Raw genomic sequence first — 20206 nt, forward strand, 5'->3', positions numbered from 1 at the left:
CCCGGCCGAACCGCCCCCGGTCGGCTCACCGATACGCCGTCAGCAGCAACGCCACGTCGTCCTGCCGCTCCCGTGCGCGCCGCGCCGTCCGCACCAGCCGGTCGGCGAGGTGCTCCACCGAGTCCGCCGGGGTCTCGGCCAGACACCGGCGGACCTCCTCGATGCCCGTCTCGATGTCACTGCCGGGCTGCTCCACGAGCCCGTCGGTGTAGAGGGCGAGCACGCTGCCCGGGGCCAGGGTGAGCTCCGTGACCGGATACACGGCGTCGGGCTCCACCCCCAGCATGACGCCGCCCACGAGGTCCAGCGTCTCGGCGTGCCCGTCGGGTCGGCGCAGCAGCGGCGGGGGATGCCCGGCCCGCACGGCGAGCGCACGTCCCGTCCGCGGGTCGAGCTCGATGTAGCAGCAGGTGGCGAAGGCATCCGCCTCCAGCTCGGCCAGCAGCCGGTTGGTGTGCGTGATGACCTCCTGCGGCGGCCGCTCGCTCGCGGCGAAGGCGTGCACGGCACTGCGCAGTTGCCCCATCAGCGCGGCGGCGCCGACACTGTGCCCCTCCACGTCCCCGATCACCAGCGCCACTCCCCGCCCCGTGGTGATCACGTCGTACCAGTCCCCGCCGATGGCCATGCCCTGCGTGCCCGGCAGATAGCGTCCGGTGGTGCGCAGCCCCTCGACGGCGGGCAGCCGGCGCGGCAGCAGACCCTCCTGCAGGACACGGGCGACGGCGGACTCCGAGTCGTAGAGCCGCGCCCGCTCCATCGCCTGGGCGGCCAGACCGCTCAGCGCGGTGAGGGCGGAGCGCTCGTCGGCGGTGAAGTGGTGCGGGGCCTCCCAGCCCAGGATGCAGGAGCCGACGGGATGACCGGAGGCGATCAGCGGCAGGAACGCCCAGGCGCTCATACGGTCCAGGCTGATGCCCGGATAAGCGACGGAGAGGTCCTCGGGCGACTCGAAGAAGAGGGGGAGCCGCGTGGTGAGCGCGTGGACGCCGGGCAGATGCGTGTCGAGCGTGACCCCCTCGAACGGGTCGAGGAAGCCTTCCGGGTAGCCCGACTCCCACAGCAGGTACATCCGCCCCTCGCGAACGGTGTACAGCGCGAACTCCCGCGCCCCGAACGCGGGCAGCAGCTGCTCCGACACGGCCCGGCACACGTCCCGCACGGTGACCGCCTCGGTCAGCACGCTCGCCATCTGCACCACGTGGTACAGCGCCCCGGCACGCGCCCCGGCCGCGGCACCCGGCGCGGGCCCGCCGGCCCCGGCCTCGCGCCCCGTCTCGGCCCCGTAGGGCGCCACGGTGGGATAGACGCGCCCGGTCAGCCCGTGCACATCCGGGTACAGCACGAAGCCCAGCCAGCGCGCGTCGGGGTGCCGCACGAGGAAGGACACCTGCTCCTGCGACAGCATCGCCGCCCGGTAGCGGTCCTCGTAGGAGGGATCCCGGAGCCAGGTGACGACCTCCCACGGATGACGGCCCAGGAGCTCCTCCCGGCCGGAGCCCAGCAGTTCCTCGCAGCGGCGGTTGGCGTAGGTCAGGCGGCCGTCCTGGTCCAGGGAGAAGAGCCCGTCGGGCAGCCGCTCGGTGGCCTCGGCCGCGGTGAGTCCGCCGACCGCGTCGACCAGGGTGCCCACCAGCACCCGGGGGGACCCGGCTTCGCCGCGCACGAGGTGGCCCCACAGTTCGACCGGCCGGTAGCCGGCCTCCCCGCCGCCCGCGGACTCGTCCCGCACCCGGAACTGCCGCGACCTGACCCGGCCGTCCCTGAGCGCGTCGTCCCGGCTGGCCCGCAGCTCATGCAGGTCGTCGGGGCTGACGCGGGCCTCGACGTCCGCCATCCGGCCGCCGAAGTCCGCCCGGTCGATACCGAGGAGAGCGAGGGCCTCGTCGTCGGGTGCGCACCGGTCGCTGTCCAGGTCCCAGTCGATGAGTCCCACCCGGACGGGCTGGACGGCGGGCGTGGGCAGCCGCACGCCGACCGGTTCGTCGTCGTACTCGATCCGGTACGCGGCGCCCCCCGGAGCGGAACGGGCGGCGGCGAGGCGGCCGAGGCGCTCCTCCATGTCCTCTCCGGCGGGGCGCAGAGCGAGATCCACGGCCTCTGCGTCCATCGACGGCCGGGCCGCCGAGCGCAGCACGACCAGGACGCCCACGGTCTCGCCGCCGACCCGCACGGGCCGGTGCGCCGACCCGAAGGAGTACGGCAGCCCAGCGGTGAAGTGCGGGAAGCGCACCATGGTGACGCGCTCGTCCGGCAGCCACAGGGGCTCGCCGTGGCGGTAGGCCTCCGCCATGGGCAGGGCACCGCTCACCGGCACCCGCCACCAGGCCCTGAGCAGCGACCGGGGCACCCCGGTCACCATCGCGAGCACCAGCGAGCGCCGGTCGCGGGAGCGCAGGTAGACCAGTCCGCCGTAACCCCCCAGGGCCCCGACGGCCTCTCTCAGCGGCGCGGTCAGGGCGTCCTCGATCCGGCCGGCGTCCCCTGTCCGGGCCCGGCCGTCACCACCGCTCCGGCTCCGGCCGCCAGGCGACCCCGGCCCGTCCGGTACGGCGGTTGGCTCATCCATCTCGCGTCCTCCCGGTACGGACGCACCGGACACCATCGCTCCCCACCAGGATGTGCCATGGTCGGCACTCCGGCGCGGCAGGCGCAACCTTTCGGCCGGAACGGTCGTCTCACCCCATATCAGCCACATGCGAGCCTCGGGGGCGGCAATGGTACGAATCAGAACAGCATGCGCGACTCTCGCGTTCGTCGGCGCCACGGTGGGTGTGGCAGCGGTCCCGGCCGGTGCGGCACCGGTCGCCGCCCGGGCCACCGCGGCGGCCACGGCATGCCCGACCGGCTGGGGGAGTCTCGCCAAGACCGACACCAGCGCCACGATCTCGCCGGTGAAGAACGTCAGGACCGGCCGTCACGACTGCTTCGACCGGATGGTCATCGACGTGCCCGGCGCGGGCAGCGACGTCGGCTACTCGGTCCGGTACGTCGACCGGCTCTACCAGGACGGCTCGGGCCAGTACATCCCCGTGGCCGGCGGAGCCGTCCTCGAGGTGCGGGTGGCCGCACCCGCCTACGATCCGGAGACCGGCGCACCGACGTACCCCGGACGGGTCGCGCGCCCGCTGCCGGGCGTGGACCTCACCGGTTACCGCACCTTCCGGGACACCCGCTACGCCGGCAGCTTCGAGGGCGAGACCCAGATCGGCCTCGGCGTCCGAGCGCGGCTGCCCTTCCGGGTCCTGCAGCTGGACGGCCGCGTCATCGTCGACGTCGCCCACAGCTGGACCGCCACCCGCTGACCGCGATGCGCCCGACTTCCCGGTGCCGGGCGCACCGCCTGCCCTGGGGTCGATCCGACGTGCTGTCGGCAGGCCCTGGGGCTGATCCGATGAGCTGTCGGCCTGCCCTGGGGCCGAGCCCGTGTGGTGCGCCCGCCGGCCCGCGCGACGAGCCCGTGGCGCATCAGCGCCCCGGCGCCCGGCCCGTGCGGCGTCCACCGGCCCGTGTGACGAGGCCGTGTGGCGCGAGGGGCCGGGCGCCGAGCCGGTGTCGCGCCTCCCACCCGCGCTCAGCGGCCGCGCAGCCGCCCCACTTCCGTCAGTGCCCGGGCCGCCGCGCCGGCCAGGCGGGGCCGGTTGCGTACGAAGCGACGGGCGGCCCGTGCCGGTTCCCGGCCCAGCCAGTGGGCGACTCCGCCCGGCACCGGCCGCACCACGGACCCCTCGTACACCCGCAGGTCACGGGTCTTGAGCGACTCCTTGTAGCGGGCCGGACCACTCCCCAGGTCGACTGTCTCGATCCCGTCGGCGGCCGCGGCCTCCAGCATCCTCAGCTGCAGGACGAGGCCGGGGGAGTACTTCGCGTACGCGCGGTCGTACGCCGGGAACCACCAGGACAGCACGGTGCGCGAACACAGCCCGAAGTGCGCGGCCACGGGCCGGTCCGCGGCGTACAGCACGGACAACACGCCACGGCACTCCGGTTCCTCGCTCTCCCCGAGCAGTCCCACCAGGCGGGTGATCCACTCCTGCGCGAACCGGTCCCGCCGGCCGGTCCGCCGGTACTGGGCCGACTTCCATGCCATCAGCGCCCGCAGCGCGTCCGGGTCCCGGGCGTCGTGGACGAACCGCACCTCGCCCGCCCGGCGGGCCAGCTTGCGCTCCTTGGCCAGGGTCTGTCTGAGAAAGCTCGCCGACCTCGCACGCAGCCGCTCCGTGTACCGCTCGAACCCCTCGCCCAGGTCGACGACGGGGGAGGCGAGCTCCTCCACCGCGTGCGGCACGAACACCCCCTGGTCGGCTTCGAGGTTGTCGAACTCCCAGGACGACAGCGCACAGGACCGCAGCAACCCCCGGGCGTCGAGCCGTATCCCGGGGCGTAACGCGGCCCCCTGACAGTCGGACACCCCCAGCCCGATGGCCCGGCCCTGCCCCAAGGGACCTCTCTCGTACGGGAAGAACCCGACCGGGCAGCCGTCCTCCTGCAGCACCGCCACTCTGGCTCCCGGTCTGACCTGACCGACGGCCGTGGTGAACACCGGGTCCAGAAAGGGATTGGCCGGGGCTCGCGACTCCGTCCGTATCTCCCGCCACATCTTCCACTCGTCCGGGCCGAGTTCGTCCGGCCTCAGAACGAGAACGCGCTTTCCAGGCACGTCTGCCTCCTGTGTCATCGGCATGGGGACACACGAGGGCCCGCGCATCACCGCGCACGGCACCGGGCAGTACGGGTCGCACGGCGCGGGCCCCTGTCGGTACTGCCGCCTCTCAGCAGCGGAACGTCTGCAACTCGACCGTGGTCGGAGCGGTTCCCGCCGCTCTCGCACTCCGGCCTCTTCTCACCGCGCCGATGTCCAGTTCGCCCCGGTCCACCCCGGGCGCGGCGGCCACCACGGCACTCGCCCCGGCCGCTCCCGCGGCCCGCGGGGTCCGTACCACCCATGGCCGGACCGACGGCTCCTTCGCGCACGGGCAGGGCTCCCCGGCTTCTTCGGCCCCGGCACCCGCCGTCCCGGCCGTCTCCACCACGCCCGGGCCGACGGCCGCCGTGACCGCGACCTCGGCCGTACGGCCACCGTCCCCGAGCCCCGGGACGACGAGAGGCAGCGACAACAGGCAGGCCACCAGGCCCAGCACCACTGCCCATCGTCGCCGCACCATCGGACCCCTGACCTGTGTCTCGGCGGGGAGGGCGGAGTGGTGCGGCCCAGGAGAGCCGGCGCCGGACGGGCCCCCCGACTCGGCCGGCTGCGCCTTCCAGTAGGCCGAGCGCAGTGCCCCCCGTCAAGCCCTCGTGGGCTGTTTCGCCCCGCTGGGCCGGTTCCTGCGGAAATCCAACGGAAAGCGCCGTCCTCCGCGAGACCGCTCCGGTGATCAGCCCGGGAGCCTACTGGCGCGTCCACGGCGACGTACCGCATTCACGCCCGGCTCCTCCTCGTCCCGGGGCGGGCATGGTGGGCGGACCGCGTGCGGAGGGCCGCGTACGCTACCGGTGGCTCTGCCCCGGGGGGACCTTCACGTCTGACGGGCTCGCCGACGGGGGAGGCATCCGGGACGGCGGTGGCCGAGCCGATCCGTCGGCGGGCACCATATTGCTGGGCCGGGCGCGGTCTCGAAGGCCGCCCGCGCCGGCCTTCGAGCGGAGGAAGAGATGGCATCGGCGATGAGCGACCGGTATCACCGCCGGCAGAGATGGGCGGCCCGTGGAGCCCTGGCCGCGGTCGCGCTGGCGGCGCTGCTGCCGCTGGTGTCCGGCGGTCTGAGAGGAGTGCTGCTGCTCCCGGTCGGCATCGCGGGCCTCGCCCTGACCGCGGCCGCGCTCTGGTGGGTGCTGTCCCGCCGGGGACCGGCACGCATGGCGGCGGCCACGCTGGCCGCCGTCACCCCCGTCGCCGTCATCACCCTGTTCGCGATAGCCGATCTGCTCTGGGTCGTCGTCTCCGCGCTGCTGTGGTGCCTCGCGGTGTGGAGCGGCCGCTACGCGCTGCGCAGCACGGGCCTGCGCCCGGTCCGGGTCAGGGAGTACCGCACGCCACCGCCGCGGCGCCCCTTCCTCCTGCTCAACCCGCGCTCCGGCGGCGGCAAGGTCGAGAAGTTCGCCCTCCAGGAGAAGGCGGAGGCACTGGGTGCCCGAGTCGTCCTGCTCGACCCGGAGCGGCACCAGGACGTCACCGCGCTGGCCCGGGCGGCAGTGGCCGACGGAGCCGACCTGCTGGGCGTCGCGGGAGGCGACGGCACCCAGGCTCTGGTCGCCGCCGTCGCGGCGGAGCACGGCCTCCCGTTCCTCGTCATCTCGGCAGGCACCCGCAACCACTTCGCCATGGACCTGGGCCTGGACCGGGACGACCCGTCCACCTGCCTCGACGCGCTCACCGACGGTGTCGAAGTCCGCGTGGATCTCGGATTCGCCGACGATCACCCCTTCGTCAACAACGCGTCGTTCGGCGTGTACGGAGCCGTCGTCCAGAGTCCCGGCTATCGCGACGACAAGGTGGGGGCGGCGCTGGAGCGGCTGCCCGAGCTGCTCACCCGGCAGACCGGCCCGCGTCTGACGGCCCGGGCCGACGGCACCACCATCGCCGATCCACAGGCCATCCTGGTGAGCAACAACCCGTACCGCATGGACGATCCGTTCGGCTTCGGCCGACGCGAGCGGCTCGACTCCGGGACGCTGGGCGTGCTCGCCGTTCGTGTGGACAGCGCCGTGGACGCGGCCGAACTCCTGTTGTCCCCGCGCCCGGAGGGGCTCACGGTGCTCACCGCCCAGCACGTCGTCGTCCAGGGCGACGAACCGCAGCTGGACGTCGGCCTGGACGGCGAGGCGCTCACCCTGACCGCTCCCGTGCACTGCCGCATCGCACGCCGGGCCCTGCGCGTGCGGGTGCCCCGCGACCGTCCCGGAGTTCCCGAGGCGCCACCGCGCCTGGACTGGCGCCGGCTGCGCAAACTCGCGGCCGACGTCGGCCGTACCGCCGCACCCTCACGCTCCTGGCGCCCCTAGCGGGGGATCGGCCTCTGCTGCGCGAGGCCCCCCGTACCGTTTCGCGCACGGGGGACCTCGCACGGGTGTCGCCGGGTACTACGCGCCCTTCGGGCCCGCCTGCTGCACGACCTCGAAGGACCAGAGAGTCGAGTCGCTCGCCGCGGGCCTGGGCCGCTCGCCTCCCTGGCCGCCACCCTGGTGCGCGGCCTTCATCGGCCCTTCCATCCAGGCCTGGAACGACTCCTCGTCACGCCACCGCGTGTAGACGAGGTAGGTGTCGGTGCCCTCCACCGGGCGGAGGAGCTCGAACCATTCGAACCCGTCGGAGCTCTCCACGGTGTGCGCACGGGAGGCGAACCGCTTCTCCAGCGTCTCCCGCTGCTCGGCGGGCACGGTCAGCACGTTGATCTTGACTACGCTCATGGCCCCATCTTGCCCGACGGCACATCTGCGCAGGCTAAGTGCCCACCTCGGAACGCCTGAGGTTCAGCTCCGGCCCTTGCCCTGCTTGCCCTGTTCCAGGGCCTTGCCGGTCATGTCGGTGACCTGTCCGGCCGGGGGCGCGTCCGCCTCCAGCTCGGTGCCGAAGTCGGTGAACTCCATGACGGTGCGCACGGTGACCTTCTGCGGCGAGGACGAGGCGTCAGCGGAGGACCGCTGCTCCGACGGCGGGGCCTTGAGCGTCATGTCGATCTGCTGACGGCGCATGCGGCCCTCGTCGTCGAGCCACACGTCCATCGGCAGGGCCGGGCCGACCTGCCGGCGCAGCGTGTCACCGCCCGGCAGCTCGGCGACGTCGACGGAGACGCGGTAGTGCGTGGTCCGCACCCCGTCGACCGTCGCCGTGCCCTTCCTGGTCACGTCCTTGTCGGTGATCGCCTTCGCGTACGCCGCGGACCGCGCCGGGTCGCTCATGGACTGGTCGCCGGTGCCCTGCCGGTCGGCGACCTTCCCCAGGTCGATCTTGATCCAGGGCTTGCCGCCCGGCGCCTGCCCCTTCGGCATCTTCTGGTACAGCACCTGATCGACCACGCGCTGCTCGATCCGCTGCCCCCGCACCGTGAGTGTCATGACGCTGTCGCCGTCGTCCAGGTCCACGGCACCCTGCCCGTTCGCCGACTCGGAGGCGCCCTGGGCCGAGGTCTGCACCCGCAGCTTCACCCGGGCGGTGTCCTCCTCGGCGGTCTTGTCGTAGGCCGAGCGCACCGCCCGCGTGCCCTGCTCCTGCGCCCCGGCGCCCGGCTTCGCCGAGGAGCCCCGCGCATCGTCTCCCGTGCCCCCGTCGTCGCCGCAGCCGGCCAGCATCGTCCCCGCCAGGACGCCGGTGACACCTAAGGCACAGACCCTCCTGCCGTAACCTGCCCTGCCCATCGAACCAGCTCCTCTCCTCAAGTGTGAGTGTGACCCAAGTGCCCATGCCGGACATGAACACACTTGTCTGCTGGAGGAGTTGGGCTCCGGGGCCCCGCGGTGGGCCCGCGGCCAGGTCAGCGGCGACCGCGCAGCCTGCCGAGCAGGCGCTGCGCCTGGGCTCGCTTGCGGGGATCCGCGGCGGCCCGCCGCGCCTCCGCGATGGCCCGCTGCCCCTGCGGGGTCCGGGCGAACTGCTTGATGCGATTCAGAATGCCGGCCATGACGCACCCTCCTGCATGTCCTGACGTCGTCCTGTCTGTGGCTCGCCTACCCCTTCGACGACGTGCTCAGGCCTCCGCACGGCCGGACGGTGCGCGACCGAACGTGTTTGCCGCCGGAGTCAGAGGCAAGGCGGTGTCCATGACGGAAGAGAACAAGCGCACGAATCAGAAGCCGACCACGAGCCAGACGACCCAGACCAAGGCGCGTCGCGCCGCGGACAAGGCGAGCGCGTCGACATCGCAGGCCGCGAAGCGCACGGCGGGGAAGGCCGATGACGCGGCGTCAGCGGTCAAGTCCGGCGCCGAGCGTTCCGCCGAGACGACGTCGGCGGCCGTGCAGACCGCGGCCAAGGGCGTGGAGACGGGCCGCCAGGCGGTCGTCGCGGCCTCGGGCCACGTCGCGGCCACGGCCAGGACGGCCTGGACGGTCATCGCCCACCGCAAGCTCGTCGCCGCGGGCGTCGGCGCCGGCCTGACCGCCCTGAGTGCCGCGTCGTACGCGGTGGGACGCCGCGCGGAACGCCACACGTACGGGCCCCTCACCCGGATGACCGGCGGGCGGATCTGACGACGGCGAGGGCGCTCGGCCCTGCGCCCGCGAGGCCGGCAGGGTGGCGCGGCGCATCACCGGACGTCCCGGTGGTCCGCCGCGCCGCCTCGTTTCCGGTCACGGACGCGGTCCCCGCGGTCGTCGCGTGGCCTGGCCCACATCCGGCCCTCACCCCCGTGCCCCTCTCGCGCGTCACCACGGGGACGAGGAAGGATGTGACCGCACACGAAGGATCAACTCATGCGGAGGAGCGGGCCATGCAGCACGAGCGAGCGGGCATTCCGGCCGGTCCCGAAGATCTCGTCGATGTCGCTCGGCTGGTCACCGCGTACTACGCGCTCCACCCCGACCTCGACGACCCGGGGCAGCGCGTGACGTTCGGGACCTCCGGGCACCGTGGATCGTCACTGGCCGGCGCGTTCAACGACGACCACATCGCCGCGACCAGCCAGGCCATCTGCGAGTACCGGGCCGAGCGGGGGGTCGACGGGCCGCTGTTCCTCGGCGCCGACACACACGCCCTGTCGGAGCCCGCGCGGGTCACCGCGCTGGAGGTGTTCGCCGCCAACGAGGTGACGACACTGATCGACGACGCGGACGGATACACGCCGACCCCGGCCGTCTCGCACGCCATCCTCACCCACAACCGCGGCCGCACGACGGGCCTCGCGGACGGCGTCGTCGTCACGCCCTCCCACAACCCGCCCGCCGACGGAGGCTTCAAGTACAACCCGCCCAGCGGTGGCCCCGCCGCCTCCGACGCGACCTCCTGGATCCAGGACCGGGCGAACGAGATCATCCGGGGCGGCCTGAAGGACGTGCGTCGCATCCCCTACGCCCGGGCGCTCTCCGCGGCCGGCACCGGCCGCTACGACTTCCTCGGCACCTACGTCGCCGACCTGCCCGGTGTCCTCGACCTCGACGCGATCCGCGCGGCCGGGGTGCGCATCGGGGCGGATCCGCTGGGCGGGGCGTCCGTCGCCTACTGGGGCCGGATCGCGGAACAGCACGGCATCGACCTCACCGTGGTCAACCCGCACACCGACCCCACCTGGCGGTTCATGACGCTGGACTGGGACGGCAAGATCCGTATGGACTGCTCGTCGCCGTACGCGATGGCCTCCCTCATCGAGCAGCGCGACCGCTTCCAGATCTCCACCGGCAACGACGCCGACGCCGACCGGCACGGCATCGTCACTCCGGACGCGGGCCTGATGAACCCGAACCACTACCTCGCGGTCGCCATCTCCTACCTGTACGCCCACCGCGACCACTGGCCGGCCGCCACCGGCGTCGGCAAGACCCTGGTGTCCTCCGCGATGATCGACCGGGTCGCCGCCGACCTGGGCCGTCAACTGGTCGAGGTGCCCGTCGGGTTCAAGTGGTTCGTGGACGGGCTGGTCGGGGGCACCATCGGCTTCGGCGGGGAGGAGTCCGCCGGGGCGTCCTTCCTGCGCCGGGACGGCTCGGTGTGGACCACCGACAAGGACGGCATCATCCTGGCGCTGCTCGCCTCCGAGATCACGGCGGTCACCGGCAGGACACCGTCGGAGCACTACGCCGATCTGACCGCCCGCTTCGGCGAACCGGCGTACGCGCGGATCGACGCCCCGGCGACCCGCGAGGAGAAGGCGCTGCTCGCCAGGCTTTCCCCGGCACAGGTCAGCGCGGACACGCTGGCCGGTGACGCGGTCACCGCGGTGCTCACCGAGGCCCCCGGAAACGGCGCGGCCATCGGCGGCATCAAGGTGACCACGGACAACGCCTGGTTCGCCGCCCGCCCCTCGGGCACCGAGGACGTCTACAAGATCTACGCCGAGTCCTTCCTCGGCCCCGACCACCTGGCCCGGGTCCAGGAGGAGGCCAAGACCGTGGTGCTGGCGGCACTGTCGGGCTGAGCCCGGGCACCGCCGTACGGGACACTGGAGGAAGATCCGACCCGGGAAGGACCGTCACGTGATCATCTTCGGCACCAAGGGGTACCTGTACCAGCTGGCGATACTGACGCTGGTGTGCGGCCAGTGCGGCAACCCGGCCGCCCACACGCTCAGGAAGCGCGTCACGAAGTTCACGCTGTTCTTCGTGCCGCTGTTCCCGATCTCGACGAAGTACCTGACCCAGTGCACCTTCTGCGGGGCGGAACAGAAGGTGACCAAGGAACAGGCGGAGCAGTTGCAGGCCCAGGGAGCGGGCGGCCAGGGCGGCCAGACGTACGGGCAGCCGGAGCAGACGCACCGGTTCTGATCCGGTCGTCCCGGAGGGCGAGGCGCTCAGCCGGTCGTGAGTGCCTCGTCCGTCAGCCCCAGGTGCCGCCGGAAGGCGCCCCACCCTGGTCCGTCAACCGCACGACGCGAGAGCCGTCGCCGTCCACGAGCCAGTACGCCTCCAGAGCACGGTGGAACAGGGCGGCGGCCAGCGCCCCCCGCCAGATGCGGCCTCCGCTCCGACCGGTCCAGACAGGTACGCACATGCGGACGGTGCGCCACTCCTACGTCCGCGATCCCGGCCCTCGTCAGCCATGCCGCGCCGTACCCGGTGAGCGCAGGGCCGGGCTCCCAGGACAACAGCCCGCGAGCGGTCATGGCGTCGGTGATCGCCACGGCGAGGTGCCGACAGGCGGCGGCGAGCGAACGCACGGGGACGAGCCGACGGGGCACCCTCGCCGCGAGCGCCTCGATCATCTCCGCGACACCGGGGTCCGCCAGACGCACGTAGCGATGCCGGCCCCGCCGCTCCTCCGTGAGCGCGCCCCCTGATTCTTGCCCTCCGACCCTTCGACGGGCGCCGAAACGTCCGGCCCATAGCGTCCTGGGCATGACGACTGACACCCACCGAGTGATCCGGCCCAGCATTCTCTACTTCGGCACGCCCGTGGTCCTGTTGACCACCGAGAACGACGACGGCACCGCCAATCTCGCTCCGGTCTCGTCCGCGTGGGCCCTGGGGCAGCACGTCGTCCTGGGTGTGGGCAGCGAGAGCCAGACGGTGCGCAACCTCGCGGAACGCCCGGAGCTCGTGATCAACGTCGCCTCGCCGGAACTCTGGGAGCACGTGGAACGCCTCGCACCGCTCACCGGCGCCGGCCCCGTGCCCGAGGCCAAGCGGGGGCTGTACCGGCACGAGCGGGACAAGTTCGCCGCTGCCGGGCTCACGCCGGCCGCCTCCGGCCTCGTCGGGCCGCCACGCGTCGCCGAGTGCGCCCTCCAGCTGGAGGCACGGGTCAGCGCGCTGACGCCGGGCGGGGCGGGCCTCTTCTTCAGCGTCGAGTGCGAGGTCCTGCGCGTCCACGCCGCCGAACGCGTCGTCGTGCCCGGCACCCATCACATCGACCCCGCCGTCTGGAGTCCCCTCATCTACAACTTCCGCCACTACCACGGCCTGGCCCCCGAGGTCGGTCACGGCTTCCGCTCGGAAACGGCCCTGGCCGCCACCTCCGCGGCCTGACAGGGACAGCTGCGTGGCCGGGCTCATTCCGCTCCCGTTCCCGGGCGGGCACCGATCCGTGTGGCTACCGGAAGATCTCGGGTACTCGTCGTCGCAGCGGGCCCGGACCTGAATGGGCCGATGGGCCTCCAGTAGTCGATCAGGGAAAACGGAGGCATACAGATGAGCACCGTCAAGGAAACCGTGGAAGTCGGCGTGCCCGTCCACACCGCCTACAACCAGTGGACCCAGTTCGAGGAGTTCCCGAACTTCATGGAGGGCGTCGAGGAGGTCAGGCAGCTGGACGACCGCCACAACCACTGGACCACCAAGATCGGCGGAGTGCGGCGCGAGTTCGACACCGAGATCGTCGACCAGCTGCCCGACGAGCGCGTCACCTGGCGCACGACCAGCGGAGACACCCATCAGAGGGGCTCGGTCCGCTTCGAGCGCGTGGACGACACCCATACGAGGGTGGAGCTGGTGATGGACGTCGAGCCCAGCGGAGTCGTGGAGAAGGCAGCGGACATGATGGGCACGATCGACCGCCGGATCAAGGGCGACATGAAGCGCTTCAAGCAGTACATCGAGGAGCGTGGAGCCGAGTCCGGCGCCTGGCGTGGACGTATCCAGCCGGGCGGCGGCAGCGGCCCCACCTTCTGACACCCACGGCCCCGCTCTCCGGACCCGGCCTCCACCATGGTGGAGGCCGGGTCCGCCTGTGTTCCGGTGTCCAGGATGCGGAGAGCGTGTGGCGATTCGGCCATCTCTCTGACATGCACCTGTCCAATACGGTCTCCCGGTGGCACGCTGCCCTCTGACTGCGCGCAGTGGCAGCCCTGCGTGACCGGGTGGATGACCCCACCACCCGGCCCCCACAGCAGAAGGAGACCGCGTGATAGGCAGACCCCGTAGCCCTCGTTTGTCCGGCGGCACCCGCGTTCGCCGCACCGTCCTCGGCGCCCTCGCCGGGGTCGCCGCACTGCTGGCGACCGGAGTCACCGCCACGCCGGCGGGCGCCGCGCCGGAGCCCGGAGCGGTGGCGCCCTCGGCGCAGGAACGCGCCCTCGCCTTCTGGACCCCGCAGCGGATGCGCGAGGCCACCCCCCTCGACGTCCTGTCCGTCGACCGGTCCGACGTGCGGACAGCGGCACCCCGCAAGGGCCAGGCGACCGTTGTGGCACCGAGCGCACCCGCCTCCGCCGTGGGGCCCCTCGCCTTCCCGCACGGCGGCGGCCCCTGGTCCGGAGGCGGAGCGGTGACCAAGACCGCCGGACGCGTGTTCTTCACCTACCAGGGGCGCACCGCCTCCTGCTCCGGCAACGCCGTCACCAGCGCCAACAAGAGCACCGTGATGACCGCCGGCCACTGCGTGAAGCTGGAAGGGGCCTGGCACACCAACTGGGTGTTCGTCCCCGGCTACCACGACGGGCAGCGGCCGTACGGCACCTGGACGGCGGCCAAGACCCTCTCCACACCGCAGTGGACGGCCGGCGAGGACATCAACTACGACATCGGCGCGGCCGTGGTCGCCCCGCTGGACGGCAAGAAGCTGACCGACGTGGTCGGCGGGCAGGGGCTGGCCTTCAACACCGGCTACAACAAGGCCATGTACGCCTTCGGCTTCCCGGCCGCCGCGCCGTACGACGGCGAGAAGTTCATCTACTGCAGCGGAACCACCTTCCGGGACTTCCTGCTGTCCAGCGACCACGGTCTGACCTGCGACATGACCGGCGGCTCCAGTGGAGGCCCGTGGTTCACCCAGTTCGACGAGGCGACCGGGACCGGCCTGCAGTCCTCGGTGAACAGCTTCAAGTACAACTTCCTGCCGAACGCCATGTACGGCCCGTACTTCGGCGCGGACGCACAGAACCTGTACCAGAGCGCGCAGTCGTCCTGAGCCACCGGCCGCCAGGGGCCGGGTCCTTCCTCCGAGCCGTGGGGGAGGGGCCCGGCTCCCGGTCGCTCGGGCGACGGCCGACCCATGGTGCAAGGACCCCTCAGCCGGTCGCCTCGGCGAGCAGCCCCACCTGCTCGAGCCCCGACGCCGCGGGAACGAAGATGAGCTCGTCACAGCCGGCGGCTGCGTACGCGGCGGTGTATGAGGCGACCATCTCCGCGCTCACCGCGGCACCCGCCGCGATCTGCGCGGCAGCCTCACCGGGGAAGCCGTAGTAGTGCCGGAGGTAACCGTCCGCGTGCGCCCGGGCGTCCGGGCCGAGCGCGAAATAGGCCAGCGCCAGCTTGCCCGGCGCGCCGGCCCGCCCCGCTTCCTTCCACGCGGCAGCGACGCCGACCGAGGCCTCAGCGAACATCTCCGGCGTGCCACCGCCCATCCAGCCGTCGGCCAGCCGGGCCACCCGCCGGAAACCGGCCGGGGTCCCACCGCCCAGGACGAGCTCGGGACCACCCTCACGCCCGGGTTCCGGCCCGATCGCCCCGGCGAACCCGCGTTCCTCGCCCGACCAGACGCGTTTCATCTCCGCCAGCTGTTCCTCCAGCCGACGCCCCCGGCCTGCCGTGGGCAGTCCGCTCGCGGCGTAGTCGTCGTCGCGCCAGCCCAGCCCGACACCGAGCACGAATCGCCCTCCGGAGAGCCGGTCGAGGGAGGCCGCCTGCTTCGCCAGCAGCGCGGCGTTCGTGTACAGCGGCCCCAGCAGCACACTCGTCGTCAGCCGGATCCGGCTGATGACCGCCGCCGCCGCACTCAGTGCGACCAGCTCCTCATTCCCCGGGTACACCAGTCGCCCGATCGTCCCGAGCGTGCTGAACTCCGGCCCCACCCGTTGTCAACCGGGTGTGACGTAGTGATCATCGAGGGGTGGAGTTCCGCGACCGCGCCGTGGGCATGCATCGATCGTTTGTCGCCCCCACAAGGAGTGAAACCGGCCATGAGCGCTCCCGCGACGTCCCCCACCCGCACCGCCCCCGGCGGACTCCCCCTGATCGGCCACGGCCTCCAACTCGCCCGCAACCCCCTGCCCTTCATCAGCTCCCTGCGCGAACACGGCCCCGTCGTACGGATACGCATAGGCCCGGCCCCGGCCTACGTCGTCACGGATCCAGCGCTGACCCGAAAGGTCCTGGTGACCGATGCCGGGCACTACGCCAAGGGCGGCAAGATCATCGACGCCCTGCGCGTGTTCTTCGGAGACGGACTCGCCACGATCGCGGACGGCGACGCCCACCTGCGCAACCGGCGGCTGATGCAGCCGATGTTCAACAAGGCCCACATCGCCGACCGCGGCGACGCCATGATCGAGCAGGTCTCGGCGATGGTCGGCGCTTGGCCCGAAGGGCGGCCGCGCGACGTGTACGAGGACATGAACGAAGTCACCCTCGCGGCCTTCCTCGTCGCCCTGTTCGGCGCGGACCTGCCCGAGCATCTGGAGGGCGAGTTCACCTCGCTCATGCCCCAGATCATGAAGGGAACCATCCGGCAGACGATTCTCCCGCCATGGGTGACCCGGCTGCCGCTGCCCGCCAACCGGGCGCACGCGCAGCGCGTCGCCCGCCTGCGAGCCCTCATCGACCAGGCCATCGACCATCGTGCGAGCCGCGTCACGGGTGCGTCCCCCGACGCCGCGACGGCCGCGTCCGCGGCCGGATGCCCGCACGCGGCGGTGGGCCGCGAGCAGCAGACCGGCCTCTTCGACACCCTGCTGACCGCCGACGATCCGCTGACCCGTCAGCAGCTCCAGGACGAGGCCATCACCCTGCTGACCGGGGCGATCGAGACCACCGGTACCACGCTCGCCTGGACGCTGTACGAGATCAGCCGTCATCCGCAGGTCGAACGGCGGCTGCGCGAGGAGCTGACCACGGTGTGCGCGGACCGCCCGCTGCGCCACGACGACCTGGAGCACCTCCCGTACGCCCGCCAGGTGTTGCAGGAGGCCATCCGCAAGTACGGTCCGGCCTGGCTGGTGACCCGGACGGCCACCCGTGACATCGACCTCGGAGGACACCTGGTTCCCCAGGGCGCCGACGTCGTCTGGAGCCCCTACCTCCACCAGCACGATCCCGCCGTGTTCGCCCGGCCCGCCAGTTTCGACCCGGACCGCTGGACGGCCGCAAACGTGTCGGCCACCCGCGGCTCGTTCCTCGCTTTCGGTGACGGCCGCCGCAAGTGCATCGGCGAGAACTTCGCGTGGGCCGAACTCCAGATCATCCTGGCCACGGTCCTGCGGACATGGCCGTCCTTCGCGCTGACCTCCCGGCCGCCGCGGCCCCAGGCCGTGGTCACGGTCAAGCCGGACCGCCTGACCATGGAGTTCCGCGGTCAGCCGAGTGCGACGCGGCAGACCAGCGACACCCCGGCCCCGGCGACCGCGCCGGAACCGGGCAAGGACACCAGGCCACCCACAGCGTCCGCCGGCTGACGCGCCCGGGAGGCTCTCGGCGCGAGCCTCCCCCGGGTCAGCTCCAGCCGAACCGGCGGTCGACCACCGCGGTGAACTCCTCGAGGGTCAGTACCGCGTCCCCGTTCTGGTCGGCGGTGTCGAAGAACGCGGAGGACGCTTCGACGTCCTGCACTCCCCAGAACGGCACGACGCCCGAGGCGGCCAGGGACGGTCCCTTCGTCCGCAGGGCGACGATCACCTCTTCCCGGGTGAGTACCCCGTCATGGTCGAGGTCGAGCGCCTCGAACAGTCTGCGAGCCTTGTCACTCATCGTCGTCCCCGTCGCATGGTCGGTAGGCGGACATACCCGTCCCGCTCACCAGGAGAGACGCCGCGCACGCCGTCCGGGTTGCCCGGCGCGCGCCGCAGGTGGTCCGGGCGGCGGGCGGTGCTCACGACCTCGCCGCCGCAGGCGGATCGGAAGAAGGCTCCAGGCGGACGCAGCAGTGGCCGGGACTCGGGACCAGGCACGCCCGGAGACCGCTCCGGCCGAGGCCTTCCAGGGCGCCGCGGAGCAGATGGAGGTTCATGCCGCAGACGGTCTCGGTGTGTGCGCGGGCGAGCGCGTGGAACGGGCAGTTGCCCAGCACAATGGCGTCACCCTTGGGGCGGGGCTCGAACCCGTACCGCTCCAGCAGGCCGAACACGTCCGTGTCGCGCGGACCGGCGAGCTGGGCACCGAGGTCGTGGGCCTTTCGGTGCAACACGGCACGGACCGGTTCCCCGGTGGCTTCGGATTCCTCCACGGCCTGGGCGAGGAGCCGCCCGGCCAGCTCGTAGTGCCGCTCGGGCAGGCTGACGGCGATCTGCTTGGCGGAGCGCTTGTAGAGCTTGGCCGGCCTGCCGGCTCCCGGACCGGTGCGGCCGCTGCGCCGCTCGTAGACGACATCGAGGAGCGACTCGTCCGCCAGGCGGTCCAGATGGAACGCAGCGGTCTGACGGGCCAGCCCGAGGGCGGCGGCGGCTTCGTCACGACTGACGGGCTCCCGCTGGCGCACGACATGGTCGTACAGCCGCCTGCGGGTCGGCTCGTCCAGAGCGGCGACCGCGGAGACGTCGCGGCCGGGTCCTTCTTCCGGGTGGTCCACGAACACCAGTGTAAAACCCACGGCCATTGACTTAAGAGCGGGTGCGCGCTTCTATCGACAGTGAGAGTTGTCTATAGAAAGGTGGGCGTCATGTCGTCCGCACCCACAACCACGCCCCCCGCCGCCTCCCGGCGGGCTGTGTTCACCGACCCCGGCTACCAGGCGTTCGTCCTCCTGCGCGTCGGGTTCGCGGTGGCGCCGATCCTGTTCGGGCTGGACAAGTTCGCCAACCTGCTCGTGGACTGGCCCGGCTACCTCGCGCCGTGGATCGACGACGTCGTGCCCGGCAGTGCCCAGGCGGCGATGTACGCCGTCGGTGCCGTCGAGATCGTCGCGGGCCTCGTCGTGGCCTTCGCCCCGCGCTTCGGGGGCTGGCTGGTGGCCGGATGGCTGGCCGGCATCATCGTCAACCTGCTGACCATCCCCGGCTACTACGACATCGCGCTGCGCGACTTCGGCCTCCTGCTCGGCGCGGTCGCCCTCGCCCGGCTCGCCCAGCGCTACCACGGCACGCGGCAATCGGGCTGAGAGCCGGTCACGTCATCAGGATGTCGATGCCCGGAGCGCGGAGAGCGAGGATCTCGACCGCCTCGGTGGCCACCTTCACAGGTGGGCACGCGAGCGCGGCAGGTCCTCGCCGGCGAGGACCCGGCCGGAACGACGGTTGAGGCCCGGCCGGATCAGCAGCAGCCACGACCGCCGACACGGCGCTCGCAAGGAGATGGCCGGCACGGATCCGCCCTCACCCAAAGGCATGTGTGGCAAGGTGGCAAAGCGATGACTGAGGCAGAGACACACCCAGGCGCGGACGGCGCCCCCGTACCGCGTGTTCTGTGCGACACCGAGTCGCTGATCGCGGCCGACTCGACACCGGCCGGCGCGCTGTGGCGGCTGGCCGAGCCAGGACGGCAACTCGATGCCAACCTCATCCGCATCCCGCCCGGAGGGCACGTCGGCACGCATACCGAGCCCGACCTCGATGTCCTCCTGCTCGTCGTGGCCGGCGACGGCACCCTCGGCCCGGCGGCGGACCCGCAGCCGCTGGCTCCCGGCAACCTGGTCTGGCTGCCCCACGGCAGCTCTCGCGGCCTGGTCGCCGGCAGCAGCGGCCTGTGCTACGTCACCGTCCACCGCCGCCGCCCGGGCATGCAGATCGGGACGAGGCCCAGCTCGTGACAGCACCCGTCGGGTGTCAGCGGTGTCAGGCGACGGCGGCGATCGAGATGCCGATGGCGATGAACAGCCAGCCGGTCGTCAGCTCCCAGCGGTGGCGGATCCGCGGCCGGGCGAGCAGGGCGCGCAGTCGCGCGGCGACGACGACGAGGGCGAACCAGTAGGCGATTCCGATGAGCACGTCCAGGACGCCCAGCAGGAAGATCTGCCGGGCTACGGAACCGTCGCCCTCGACGAACTGCGGAAGGACACTGAAGAAGAACAGCGCCGCCTTGGGGTTGAGTACGTTGGTGAGGAAGCCCTGAGTGAAGCCGGACCTCCAGCTCCCCCGGGTGGGCTCGCCCTCCGGCGCCGGCGACCAGGGCGGCGGTTGCTCCGCGGCGGCCCGGCGGGCGGCGAGGACGGCCCGCACCCCGAGATGGACGAGGTAGGCCGCTCCCAGCAGCTTGATCGCGTCGTACACCATGGGGGAGCGGGTGGCGACGACCGACAGGCCGGCGGCCGCGGCCAGCATGTGCACGCACAGCCCGGTCTGCGCGCCCAGCGCCGCGGCCCTCCCCGTCGCCGGGTGCTCGGCCGCCGATCTGACCACCACGAGGAAATCCGGGCCGGGCACCAGGTACGCCACCAGCACCACACCAAGAAATCCGGCCAGGTCGACTGTCATCCGCGCTCCGCTCGTCCGTCGCAGGGGGACCGCTCGCCAGGGTCCGTCCGCCGGCCACGGAGGCGACGGTCACGTCGAGTACCCCGAGCGCACCCTTCCGTGCTCGTTTCGCGCGGTCACCACGCAGCCGGCGTTTCCCGGCTGGTTCCGCGGACGAAAGGGGCACAGGGCAACGGCCTGCGGCCCTCGTTGTGGCGTGGATCACGATGACTGGATTGAGTCAGAGGCCTGGCAGTGTTCCGTACCTTCCCGTGACGTGTGGGACCCCGACTGCGAGGATG

The 20206-nt window shown here is 72.3% G+C and carries 22 protein-coding genes; 11 read left to right on the top strand and 11 right to left on the bottom strand.

Annotation, left to right across the window (positions count from 1 at the left end):
• Positions 1 to 25: 25 nt before the first annotated feature.
• On the bottom strand, positions 26 to 2569 hold the full coding sequence (locus tag IE97_RS0114210; protein ID WP_037836354.1) for a SpoIIE family protein phosphatase: 2544 nt from the start codon (positions 2567 to 2569) through the stop codon (positions 26 to 28).
• A 148-nt stretch (positions 2570 to 2717) separates the two neighbouring features.
• Between IE97_RS0114210 and IE97_RS0114215 the strand changes: the two genes are divergently transcribed.
• Entirely contained in the window at positions 2718 to 3305 is a 588-nt protein-coding gene (locus IE97_RS0114215; protein ID WP_030238056.1) for an AMIN-like domain-containing (lipo)protein, read from the top strand.
• 269 nt (positions 3306 to 3574) lie between these two features.
• Here the strand turns inward: IE97_RS0114215 and IE97_RS0114220 are convergent, their stop codons facing one another.
• The gene (locus tag IE97_RS0114220) at positions 3575 to 4678 is read right to left on the bottom strand and encodes a GNAT family N-acetyltransferase (protein ID WP_030238060.1); all 1104 of its coding nucleotides are present in this window, start codon (positions 4676 to 4678) and stop codon (positions 3575 to 3577) included.
• 94 nt (positions 4679 to 4772) lie between these two features.
• On the bottom strand, positions 4773 to 5165 hold the full coding sequence (locus tag IE97_RS0114225) for a hypothetical protein (protein ID WP_234310647.1): 393 nt from the start codon (positions 5163 to 5165) through the stop codon (positions 4773 to 4775).
• A gap of 490 nt (positions 5166 to 5655) precedes the next feature.
• Between IE97_RS0114225 and IE97_RS0114230 the strand changes: the two genes are divergently transcribed.
• Positions 5656 to 7005: a diacylglycerol/lipid kinase family protein gene (locus IE97_RS0114230; protein WP_030238068.1), complete on the top strand. Its 1350-nt coding sequence runs from the start codon at positions 5656 to 5658 to the stop codon at positions 7003 to 7005.
• 78 nt (positions 7006 to 7083) lie between these two features.
• On the opposite strand, the gene IE97_RS0114235 is transcribed toward IE97_RS0114230, so the two are convergent.
• From IE97_RS0114235 to IE97_RS42490, 3 genes are all read right to left on the bottom strand, one after another.
• Positions 7084 to 7410, bottom strand: a complete 327-nt coding sequence (locus IE97_RS0114235) for an antibiotic biosynthesis monooxygenase family protein (RefSeq protein ID WP_030238071.1) — start codon at positions 7408 to 7410, stop codon at positions 7084 to 7086.
• Between the two features lie 63 nt (positions 7411 to 7473).
• The gene (locus IE97_RS0114240) at positions 7474 to 8358 is read right to left on the bottom strand and encodes a hypothetical protein (RefSeq protein WP_030238074.1); all 885 of its coding nucleotides are present in this window, start codon (positions 8356 to 8358) and stop codon (positions 7474 to 7476) included.
• A gap of 116 nt (positions 8359 to 8474) precedes the next feature.
• Positions 8475 to 8621: a hypothetical protein gene (locus IE97_RS42490; RefSeq protein WP_199807043.1), complete on the bottom strand. Its 147-nt coding sequence runs from the start codon at positions 8619 to 8621 to the stop codon at positions 8475 to 8477.
• A gap of 139 nt (positions 8622 to 8760) precedes the next feature.
• Here IE97_RS42490 and IE97_RS0114250 point away from each other — a divergent pair, with 139 nt between their 5' ends.
• The 3 genes from IE97_RS0114250 (at position 8761) to IE97_RS0114260 (ending at position 11415) form a co-directional block, all read left to right on the top strand.
• Positions 8761 to 9189, top strand: coding sequence for a hypothetical protein (locus tag IE97_RS0114250; RefSeq protein ID WP_030238079.1), 429 nt, complete (start codon positions 8761 to 8763; stop codon positions 9187 to 9189).
• Positions 9190 to 9428: 239 nt separating this feature from the next.
• Positions 9429 to 11069, top strand: a complete 1641-nt coding sequence (pgm, locus tag IE97_RS0114255) for a phosphoglucomutase (alpha-D-glucose-1,6-bisphosphate-dependent) (RefSeq protein WP_030238082.1) — start codon at positions 9429 to 9431, stop codon at positions 11067 to 11069.
• A gap of 58 nt (positions 11070 to 11127) precedes the next feature.
• On the top strand, positions 11128 to 11415 hold the full coding sequence (locus IE97_RS0114260; protein WP_030238087.1) for a zinc-ribbon domain-containing protein: 288 nt from the start codon (positions 11128 to 11130) through the stop codon (positions 11413 to 11415).
• A 52-nt stretch (positions 11416 to 11467) separates the two neighbouring features.
• Here the strand turns inward: IE97_RS0114260 and IE97_RS42075 are convergent, their stop codons facing one another.
• The gene (locus tag IE97_RS42075; protein WP_158708281.1) at positions 11468 to 11641 is read right to left on the bottom strand and encodes a hypothetical protein; all 174 of its coding nucleotides are present in this window, start codon (positions 11639 to 11641) and stop codon (positions 11468 to 11470) included.
• Positions 11642 to 11985: 344 nt separating this feature from the next.
• Between IE97_RS42075 and IE97_RS0114270 the strand changes: the two genes are divergently transcribed.
• The 3 genes from IE97_RS0114270 (at position 11986) to IE97_RS0114280 (ending at position 14494) form a co-directional block, all read left to right on the top strand.
• A complete protein-coding gene (locus IE97_RS0114270; RefSeq protein ID WP_030238090.1) occupies positions 11986 to 12615 on the top strand; it encodes a flavin reductase family protein in 630 nt (209 codons plus the stop codon).
• 162 nt (positions 12616 to 12777) lie between these two features.
• A complete protein-coding gene (locus tag IE97_RS0114275) occupies positions 12778 to 13257 on the top strand; it encodes an SRPBCC family protein (protein ID WP_030238094.1) in 480 nt (159 codons plus the stop codon).
• A gap of 232 nt (positions 13258 to 13489) precedes the next feature.
• Positions 13490 to 14494, top strand: a complete 1005-nt coding sequence (locus tag IE97_RS0114280) for a trypsin-like serine peptidase (protein ID WP_078603224.1) — start codon at positions 13490 to 13492, stop codon at positions 14492 to 14494.
• Between the two features lie 100 nt (positions 14495 to 14594).
• On the opposite strand, the gene IE97_RS0114285 is transcribed toward IE97_RS0114280, so the two are convergent.
• Positions 14595 to 15335, bottom strand: coding sequence for an LLM class flavin-dependent oxidoreductase (locus IE97_RS0114285; protein ID WP_234331813.1), 741 nt, complete (start codon positions 15333 to 15335; stop codon positions 14595 to 14597).
• 150 nt (positions 15336 to 15485) lie between these two features.
• Here IE97_RS0114285 and IE97_RS0114290 point away from each other — a divergent pair, with 150 nt between their 5' ends.
• Positions 15486 to 16976 (top strand): cytochrome P450, encoded by a 1491-nt coding sequence (locus IE97_RS0114290; protein WP_030238106.1) that lies wholly within the window; start codon positions 15486 to 15488, stop codon positions 16974 to 16976.
• Between the two features lie 37 nt (positions 16977 to 17013).
• Here the strand turns inward: IE97_RS0114290 and IE97_RS0114295 are convergent, their stop codons facing one another.
• Both IE97_RS0114295 and IE97_RS0114300 read right to left on the bottom strand, forming a co-directional pair.
• Positions 17014 to 17268: an EF-hand domain-containing protein gene (locus IE97_RS0114295; RefSeq protein WP_030238110.1), complete on the bottom strand. Its 255-nt coding sequence runs from the start codon at positions 17266 to 17268 to the stop codon at positions 17014 to 17016.
• A 121-nt stretch (positions 17269 to 17389) separates the two neighbouring features.
• Positions 17390 to 18091, bottom strand: a complete 702-nt coding sequence (locus IE97_RS0114300; RefSeq protein WP_030238114.1) for a helix-turn-helix domain-containing protein — start codon at positions 18089 to 18091, stop codon at positions 17390 to 17392.
• Between the two features lie 84 nt (positions 18092 to 18175).
• Here IE97_RS0114300 and IE97_RS0114305 point away from each other — a divergent pair, with 84 nt between their 5' ends.
• Together IE97_RS0114305 and IE97_RS0114315 are read left to right on the top strand one after the other, a co-directional pair.
• Entirely contained in the window at positions 18176 to 18613 is a 438-nt protein-coding gene (locus IE97_RS0114305; RefSeq protein WP_030238118.1) for a DoxX family membrane protein, read from the top strand.
• Between the two features lie 249 nt (positions 18614 to 18862).
• The gene (locus tag IE97_RS0114315; protein ID WP_030238121.1) at positions 18863 to 19261 is read left to right on the top strand and encodes a cupin domain-containing protein; all 399 of its coding nucleotides are present in this window, start codon (positions 18863 to 18865) and stop codon (positions 19259 to 19261) included.
• A gap of 25 nt (positions 19262 to 19286) precedes the next feature.
• Here the strand turns inward: IE97_RS0114315 and IE97_RS0114320 are convergent, their stop codons facing one another.
• Positions 19287 to 19925 carry a LysE family translocator gene (locus IE97_RS0114320; protein WP_030238124.1) on the bottom strand — a complete coding sequence of 213 codons (639 nt, stop codon included), beginning with the start codon at positions 19923 to 19925 and terminating at the stop codon, positions 19287 to 19289.
• Between the last annotated feature and the right edge of the window lie 281 nt (positions 19926 to 20206).

The sequence above is a fragment of the Streptomyces sp. NRRL S-455 genome (assembly GCF_000717875.1).
GTDB lineage: Bacteria > Actinomycetota > Actinomycetes > Streptomycetales > Streptomycetaceae > Streptomyces.